Below are 559 nucleotides of genomic sequence, written 5' to 3' on the forward strand. Positions count from 1 at the left end.
GAGAGGGAAGAAAAAGGCAGAGGGGAGGAGAAACCAGGAAGGAGAGAAGAGAGAAGAAAAGGAGAAAAAAGAGGGAAAAAGGGAGGAGGGAAAAGGGGAGGGGAGGGGAGAAAAAGAGGAAGGAGCAAGGGAAGAAAAACGGGAGGAAACAAAAGAGGGGAAAGAGAGGGAAAAAAAGAGGGGAGGGGGAGGAAGAGAGAGAGGGAAAAAGGGAGAGAAAGAAAAAGGAGGGAGAGAAGAGAAAAGGAAAAGGAGAGAAAGGAGGAAGAAAAGGAGGAGAGGAGGAGAAAGGAGAAGGGAGAAGAGAGAAAGGAAAGAGAAAAAGAAAAGTAGGAGAAAAGGGAGGAGAGAAAAAAAAAGAAAGGAGGAGAAGGGAAGAAGAGGAAAGAAAGAGAAAGAGAAAAAGAAAGGAGAAAGAGAGAAGAAAAAGGAGGGGGAGGAGAAGGAGAAAAGGAGGGGGAGGAAAAAAAGGGAGGGGGGGAAAGAAGGGAAGAAGGGGAGAGGGAGGAAGAGAAAAAGAAAGAAGGAAGGGGAGGGGAGGGAGAGAAGAAAAAAGATT

At 46.5% G+C, this 559-nt stretch carries 1 protein-coding gene; it reads left to right on the plus strand.

Features of this window, described 5'->3' with window-relative positions; all coding sequences use genetic code 11:
- On the plus strand, nucleotides 1-559 hold a 559-nt coding region (locus tag K5R16_RS22730; RefSeq protein ID WP_220740572.1), incomplete at both ends, for a hypothetical protein.

Source organism: Shewanella sp. c952, assembly GCF_019654975.1.
Classification (GTDB): Bacteria; Pseudomonadota; Gammaproteobacteria; order Enterobacterales; family Shewanellaceae; genus Shewanella.